The 7,212-nt window shown below is 65.4% G+C and carries 6 protein-coding genes; all 6 read right to left on the reverse strand.

What is annotated here, in order from left to right; genetic code table 11:
• Positions 1–539 (reverse strand): amidohydrolase family protein (locus ACOOGG_RS00260; protein ID WP_420431095.1); only part of this gene is annotated, 539 nt, incomplete at its 3' end.
• Between the two features lie 4 nt (positions 540–543).
• Positions 544–1,842, reverse strand: coding sequence for an aspartate aminotransferase family protein (locus ACOOGG_RS00265; RefSeq protein WP_420431097.1), 1,299 nt, complete (start codon positions 1,840–1,842; stop codon positions 544–546).
• 48 nt (positions 1,843–1,890) lie between these two features.
• Positions 1,891–2,733, reverse strand: a complete 843-nt coding sequence (locus ACOOGG_RS00270) for a nitrilase-related carbon-nitrogen hydrolase (RefSeq protein ID WP_420431099.1) — start codon at positions 2,731–2,733, stop codon at positions 1,891–1,893.
• A 146-nt stretch (positions 2,734–2,879) separates the two neighbouring features.
• Positions 2,880–4,169, reverse strand: a complete 1,290-nt coding sequence (locus tag ACOOGG_RS00275) for an aromatic ring-hydroxylating oxygenase subunit alpha (protein ID WP_420431101.1) — start codon at positions 4,167–4,169, stop codon at positions 2,880–2,882.
• 13 nt (positions 4,170–4,182) lie between these two features.
• On the reverse strand, positions 4,183–5,928 hold the full coding sequence (locus ACOOGG_RS00280; RefSeq protein ID WP_420431103.1) for an N-acyl-D-amino-acid deacylase family protein: 1,746 nt from the start codon (positions 5,926–5,928) through the stop codon (positions 4,183–4,185).
• A gap of 34 nt (positions 5,929–5,962) precedes the next feature.
• Positions 5,963–7,212: amidohydrolase family protein (locus ACOOGG_RS00285; RefSeq protein ID WP_420431105.1), on the reverse strand; the 1,250-nt coding region annotated here is incomplete at its 5' end.

Consider the following 7,212-nt stretch of genomic DNA (forward strand, 5'->3'; position numbering starts at 1 on the left):
GCGCACTGCTGCATGGCCCGCAAGATCTTGCCGTCGTCGCTGTAGAACACGCCGGGGTAGGCCATGAAGAGCTTGAAGCTGGTGACCCCCTCGTTGACCAGCAGGTCCATCTCCTTGAGGGCGGCGTCGGTGACGTCGCCGATGATCATGTGGAAGCCGTAGTCGATGGCGCAGCGGCCCTCGGCCTGCTCCATGCGGGCGTCGAAGCACTCGCGGACGTCGAGCCCGTGGCTCTGGGTGGCGAAGTCCACGATGGTGGTGGTGCCTCCCCAGGCTGCGGCCCGGGTGCCGGTCTCGAAATCGTCGGACGCCACCGTGCCGCCGAACGGCAGCTCCATGTGGGTGTGTACATCGACCCCGCCGGGCACTACGAGCTTGCCGCTGGCGTCGATCACCCTCTCGACGCCGTTTTGGGCGGAGATGGCGAACTCGGATCCCGGTTGGAGCACAGCGACGATGGTCTCGCCGTCGATCAGCACCTCGGCGGGGTCAGCCCCCGTCGAGCTAACCACCGTTCCGTTCTTGATGAGCGTTGTCACGGCGCTAAACCTCCCTGTCTATTTCCTCAATGGTCTCAACAATGGCCGCGACCCCTTCGTCGATCTCGGCTTCGGTCACATCCAGCATCGGGGTGATCCTAAGGGCGTTGCCGTAAAGCCCTCCCTTGCCCGCCAGCAGCCCCCTGCGTTTGCAGCCTTCGAGCAACTCGCCTGCCCGGGCGGCGTCGGGCTGAATGGTGCCTGGCTCCACAATCTCGATCGCCTGCATCAGACCCCTGCCCCGCAGTTCGACGATCCACGGTGTGCGGTCGGCCACCGGCTGCAACGCGTCCGCCAGCTTCTTGCCCATGCGCCGGGCGTTGCCTTGGAGATCGTTGTCCTGCACGTATTTCAGCGTGGCCAGCCCGGCGGCGGTCGACAGCGGGTTGCCGCCGAAAGTGGAGAAGCTCAGGGCGGTGATGGTGTCCATGATCTCGGCTCGGGCCACGATGCCCGCCAGCGTGATCCCGTTGCCCACGCCCTTGGCGAAGGTGAGCATGTCGGGCACGATGCCGTGGGCCTGATATCCCCAGAAGTGCTCGCCGGTGCGCCCCCAGCCGGTTTGCACCTCATCGGTCACGAACAGGATCCCCCGGTTGGCCAGCACCTTGTGCATCGACCCGAAGAAGCCGTCAGGGGGGGTGGCGAACCCGCCGACCCCCTGGATGGGCTCGGCGATGAGGCAGGCCGCTTCTCCGGTGGTCATCATGTCGATGACCTGCCGGAGGTCGTCGGTGCAGGCCTCGGTGAACTCGTCGTCGTCCATGTGCCGGAAGGGGCTGCGCAGGCGATAGGCCCCGTGTACGAAGTTCACCGACAGCCCTGACAGCGCGGTGGACGACCACGACGAGTGCGAGGTGATGGCCTGGGCCGTGAAGGAGCGACCGTGGTAGCTGTTGCGCATGGCCAGAACTTCGTTGGACTTGCGGTAGCTGGTGGCCAACAAGATGGCGGTGTCGTTGGCCTCGCTCCCGGAGGTGGTGAAGAACACCCGGGCGTCTGGAATGCCGCTGATGGCCGCGATCTGCTCGGCCAGCTCGATCATGGGCTCGCAGAGGTACAGCGTGGAGGTGTGCAGCACCTTGGTGGCCTGCTCCTGGATGGCTGCGGTGACCGCGGGGTTGTTGTGCCCCACCATGGTGGTGAGCACGCCGCCGAAGAAATCGAGGTACCGGTTGCCCTCAACGTCCCACACATAGCTCCCCTGGCCGCGCTCGATGCTGATGGGCTCGGCATACAGCGGCTTGACATACGAGGGCAGGATTGCCTGGTAGCGCTGGTGGAGCTCGGCGTTGGTGGTCACAACTCTTGGGTCATGGGGAGCTCGGCGTTGGTGGTCACTGCTCTTGACTCACGCCTCGGTGAGCGGTCCGTACATGTCAGGGCGGCGGTCGCGATAGAAGGCCCACTGGGCTCGCACCTCGTCCACCATGGCCAGATCGAGGTCGCGGATCACCAGCTCTTCTTGTTGGTCTGACGCCGGATCCTCGACGAACTGGCCCCGCGGGTTGGCGAAATACGAGGTGCCGTAGAAGTCGTTTTCGCCGAGCGGCTCGATGCCTACCCGATTGATGGTCCCAACGAAGTACATATTCGCCGCCGCCGACGCCGTCTGCTCAAGCTTCCACAGATATGACGACAGGCCCCGGCTGGTCGCCGAGGGGTTGAACACCATCTGGGCGCCATTGAGGCCCAAGGCCCGCCAGCCCTCGGGGAAGTGCCGGTCGTAGCAGATGTAGACCCCGACCTTGCCCACCGCGGTGTCGAACACCGGATAGCCCAGGTTGCCGGGACGGAAGTAGAACTTCTCCCAAAAGCCCTTCACTTGGGGAATGTGGGTCTTGCGGTACTTGCCCAAATAGGAACCGTCGGCGTCGATGACCGCCGCGGTGTTGTAGAGGAACCCCGGCTGCTCCTCCTCATACATCGGCAGCACCAACACCATGCCGTGCTTGGCGGCGATTTCCTGGAATCGCTTGGTGGTCGGGCCATCGGGGATGGCCTCGGCGTAGCTGTAGTACTCGGGCTCTTGCACCTGGCAGAAATAGGGGCCGTAGAAGAGCTCTTGAAAGCACATCACCTGGGTGCCCGCCGCCGCGGCCTCGGCCACATACTTCTCATGCTGCTCGACCATGGACTCCTGATCACCGGTCCACGCGGCCTGCACGATTGCCGCCCTGACAACATCCGACATGGGGCACCTCCCAACTCATTCGCGCGGAGCATTCAAGGGTCGAATTTTCGTATGCACCGACTTAAGGAATAAACCCCCGATTATTACCCATGTGGACCCCCTTCTGCCAGAGCCTCTTGCTCAATATGGGGGTTGATGTGGGGTTTCTATTGGGAAGAAGCCTCGCTTGGCAGAGTCACAACCCGGTCAAGCTCCGAGTGCATGTTGACGAGGCGACAATCGAAGTCGCCCAACATCAACTCATCGATGCCGTTGGAGGCCATCCCGGCCTGCACCCGTCCAATTCCGTCGAGATCTTGGTTCACCACTTCGGCAATGACCGTCCCCTCGGGGAAGTGGATCATCTCGGGAGGCGGGCCTGAGCCTGCTCGATCGCCCAGGCGGTGGAACAGCCAGAAGTCGAAGTGCGAGTGCCCGGCGTGGTCACCGGGGCGGGCCCGGAAGATGGTGAACATGTCGCTGTGCACGTTCAGCACCACATTGGGGAACACCAGATAGTGGTAGTCGTCGAGGATCTGCTCGTCGGTGTAGTGGCTGAAGTCCACCCCCTCGGCCGCAGCCCTGTCCCTAACCAGTCCCACCGCCCAGTCCCGGGCGCTCCGACCGGCCAAGTCGACCGAGTCGCCGGGCTGGAGTCCCAACATGGTGCCGTAGTTCTCCACGAAAGCTCGGGCCACCTCGTGTTGATCAGCCTCCGGGAACCGGGGAGAGCCGATCCCCAAGGGGATCCTCATCATGGAGTGGCCCCGGTCCCACAGCTCATAGGTGGTGTTGAGGGCATCCATGAAACCCCGCAGGCCGGGATGCAGACCCTCCAAGTGGTAGGCCTCGTTGAAGGCGTCCACCGTGGTCTTCCAGTTGCCGGCCAAAGGAATGGTCCAGCACGCCGTCAGGGATCGCTCCCCCAAATTGAACGGAGCCAGCGTGTCGGTCACCGGTTTCAGGAACTCGTCGAGGTCGGGACCGTCAAGAGATGGGTTGATGAACACCATCTGGTGCCAAGTGCCCAGGCGCACAGGGGCTAGCGACAGGTTTTCATTGGCCACTGTGCCGAAGTGCTTGCGATACACGATCTCCTTCAGCGAACCGTCCAAGCCGTAGCACCAGTCGTGGAAACCGCAGCGCAGCTCTTCGGCATTGCCCTTGCCCTCGCATAACTGGAACCCCCGATGGCGACAGGCATTGTGGAATGCCCGCAGCTCGCCATCGTGGCCCCTCACCACCAGATAGCTCTGGTCGCCCATGCGATACTCGAACCAGTCGCCCGATTCGGCTACATCGCTGGTCAAACAGGCCAACTGCCAGGTGGACGGCCACAGCCGCCGGCGCTCTAGTTCGGCATACTCTTCTTCCAGGTAGCGGCCCTTGGGCAAGCGGGCTGGCGTGCCGTCACCATTGCCCGGTCGAAGCCGATAGTGGTCGAGGTCAAAGGCCATGGCCTGGTTGGGATTACCGGGTGCCGCGCACCAACCGGCCGGGCCGGGCCCCGGTGTCGGCCCCGTTGCTGCGAGTTACCTGGCCGGCCACGACGGTGGCCACATAGCCGTCAGCCTGCTGGTCGAGGCGGCGGCCTCCGGCGGGCAGATCGTGGACCACTCGGGGGGAACGCAGGGTCAGCGCCTGATGGTCGATCACGTTCATGTCGGCCCGCTTGCCCACCTCCAGGGTTCCCCGGTCGCCCAGCCCATACAAAGAGGCGGTGTCGTTGGTCTGCTTCTTCACCACCCACTCCAGGGGAAGCTGCTCGCCTCGGATGCGGTCCCTGGTCCAGTGGGTGAGCATGAACGTGGGGATGGATGCGTCGCAGATCATGCCGCAGTGGGCCCCGCCGTCGGACAGCCCCGACACCCCGGCGGGGTGCAGCAGCTGCTCTCGGATGACGTCGTGGTTCTCGTCTGCGTAGTTGAAGATGGGCATCATCATCAGCGCGTGGCCGTCTTCTTCCAAGCTGAGGTCGTACAGCATCTCCAGCGGGCTCACTCCCCGGTCCTCGGCCATGGCCGTCACCGTTCGGTCACCGGTGGGCTCGTAGTCGGGCGGGTCGCCGATCACGTACAGCTTGTGGATCATCGACTGCACCATGGCCGGCATCTGGTCGAACAGCACGGCCGGGTCGGGGGGAAGGTCGTCCTCGCCCAAGATGGCATCTCGGACCGACGGCTTTTTGAGCTCGGCCACCAATTCATCGAAGGGCAGATTGGCCAGCGAAGCGAAGGTGGGCCGCTTGGCGAACGCATGGTTGGTCTGCAAGCCGATGAGCATCCCGAACGGGCGACCAGCGATCTGTGGGTACACCCGGGCACCGTCGTCGGTCGCTCTCAGCGACTCGTCCATCATCTCCCGCCACAGATCGGGGGCGGCCTCCACCTGCAAAAGGGCGAAGCTCACCGGCACGTCGAAGTGGGCCGACAACCGGCGCATCCAGTCCATCTCCTTGGGCGGTGCCACCAGGTCGAGCCCGGCGGCTCCCGCGGGGGCCAGCTCGAACACGCCGGAGCCGGCATCGGCCAGCGCCCGGCCCAAGCCGAACAGCTCGTCCTCGGCGGCAAAGGTGCCCGGCACCGGCTCGCCGTCGATGGCCCGGTGGCCCAGCGTGCGGGAGGTGGACACCCCCAGCGCACCGGCTTCGATGGCCTCGCGCACTATGGCGTACATGGCCTCGATGTCTTCGGGAGTGGCCGGTTCGTTGCGGGCGCCGCGGTCACCCATGACATAGCCCCGCACCGCGCCGTGGGCCACCTGGGCGGCTACGTCGATCGACAGCTCGCGCTGGCCCACCACATCGAGGTACTCGGGGAAGCTCTCCCACCCCCATGAGATGCCCTCGGATAGGGCTGCCCCGGGGATGTCCTCCACACCTTCCATGAGTTGGATGAGCCAGTCCTCTTTGCCGGGCTGTACCGGGGCGAACCCCACCCCGCAGTTGCCCATCACCACGGTGGTCACCCCGTGGTTGGACGACGGTTGGAGCTTGTCGTCCCAGGTGACCTGTCCGTCGTAGTGGGTGTGGCAATCCACGAAGCCGGGAGTCACCAGCAGCCCGGTGGCGTCGATGGTTTTGGCCGCCTCGGGGGCGGGACCGCCGCTGCGGTCTACCACCGCCACTTTGCCGTCCTTCACCCCTATGTGGCCCGTGAACCGGTCGGCACCGGTGCCGTCCACGATGGTGCCATTGGAAATAACCAGGTCAAACACAACTCTGCCTCCTGCTTAGCTCAGTGTTCTTTTGCTAGCTGGCTGCTCCGGCTCGAAGCAGCTTGCCGGGGCGGGCCCCGGTGTCTTCACCATTGCGGCGGGTCACAACTCCGCTGACCAGCGTGGCCACGTACCCGGTGGCCCTTTGGTCGAACCGCCGGCCGCCCGCGGGGAGATCGGCCACCAGCTTCGGGGGGTGTAGCGTGAGCCGCTCGTGGTCGATCACGTTGATGTCGGCCTTCATGCCTGGCTCCAGCGTGCCCCGGTCGGTGAGGCCGTACAAGCGGGCGGTGTCGCGGGCCTGCTTTCGCACCACGTACTCCAGGGGGAGCTTCTCGCCCCGCTGGCGGTCGCGGGCCCAGAAGGTGAGCAGCCAGGTGGGCATGGAGGCGTCGCAGATGGCGCCGCAGTGGGCCCCGCCATCTGAGAGCCCCGATACCCCGGACGGGTGCAGGAACATCTCCCGCACCGCGTCGGCGTTGCCATCGCTGTAGTTGAGGAACGGGAACAGCAAGAGCGCCCGGCCGTCGTCTTCCAAGAGCAGGTCGTAGAGCAGATCCTCGGTGTCGCGGCCTTGTGCCTCGGCGATGGCGGCTACCGAGCGCTCGGGGCCGGGCTCGTAATCGGGCGGGTCGCCCAGCACGTAGATCCGGTGGAGCTGGGTGCCCATGTACTCGGCGAACTGGTTGGTGAACGAGCTCTCCTCCGAAAGGATCGCCGCCTTGCGCTCGGGGCGGCGCAGCTCGGCCACCAGTTCTTCGAGGGGCAGCTCGGCGATCTCGGCGAAGCTGGGCCGGCTGCTGAAGGCGTGGTTGGTCTGGAGCCCGATCAAGATGCCGTTGCACCGGGGCGCCACCTGGGGATGGAGCTGGGCGCCCTCGGCCACGGCATCAGCCGACAGGTCCATGATCTCCCGCCACAGCTCGGGGGCAGCGTCGATCTGCACCAGCGCGAAGGTGACCGGGCGTCCGATGGTGGCCGACAGGCGGCGCATCCAGTCGACCTCTTTGGCCGGAGCGGCCAAGTCCTCGCCGATCACGCCGGTGGGGGCTAGCTCGTACAGTCCATGGCCCACCTCAACCAGGGCCTCCCCGATGCCGAACAGCTCGTCTTCTGCGGCGAAAGTGCCGGGCACGGGCTCGCCGTCGATGGCCATGTGGGCGATGGTGCGCGACGTGGAGAAGCCAAAGGCGCCGGCCCGCAGGGCATCAGCCACGATGTCGCGCATCTGGGTGATGTCGGTGGGCGTGGCCGGCTCGTTCTTGGCCCCTCGCTCCCCCATCA

It is taken from the genome of Candidatus Poriferisocius sp., from assembly GCF_965214065.1.
Lineage (GTDB): Bacteria > Actinomycetota > Acidimicrobiia > Acidimicrobiales > Bin134 > Poriferisocius.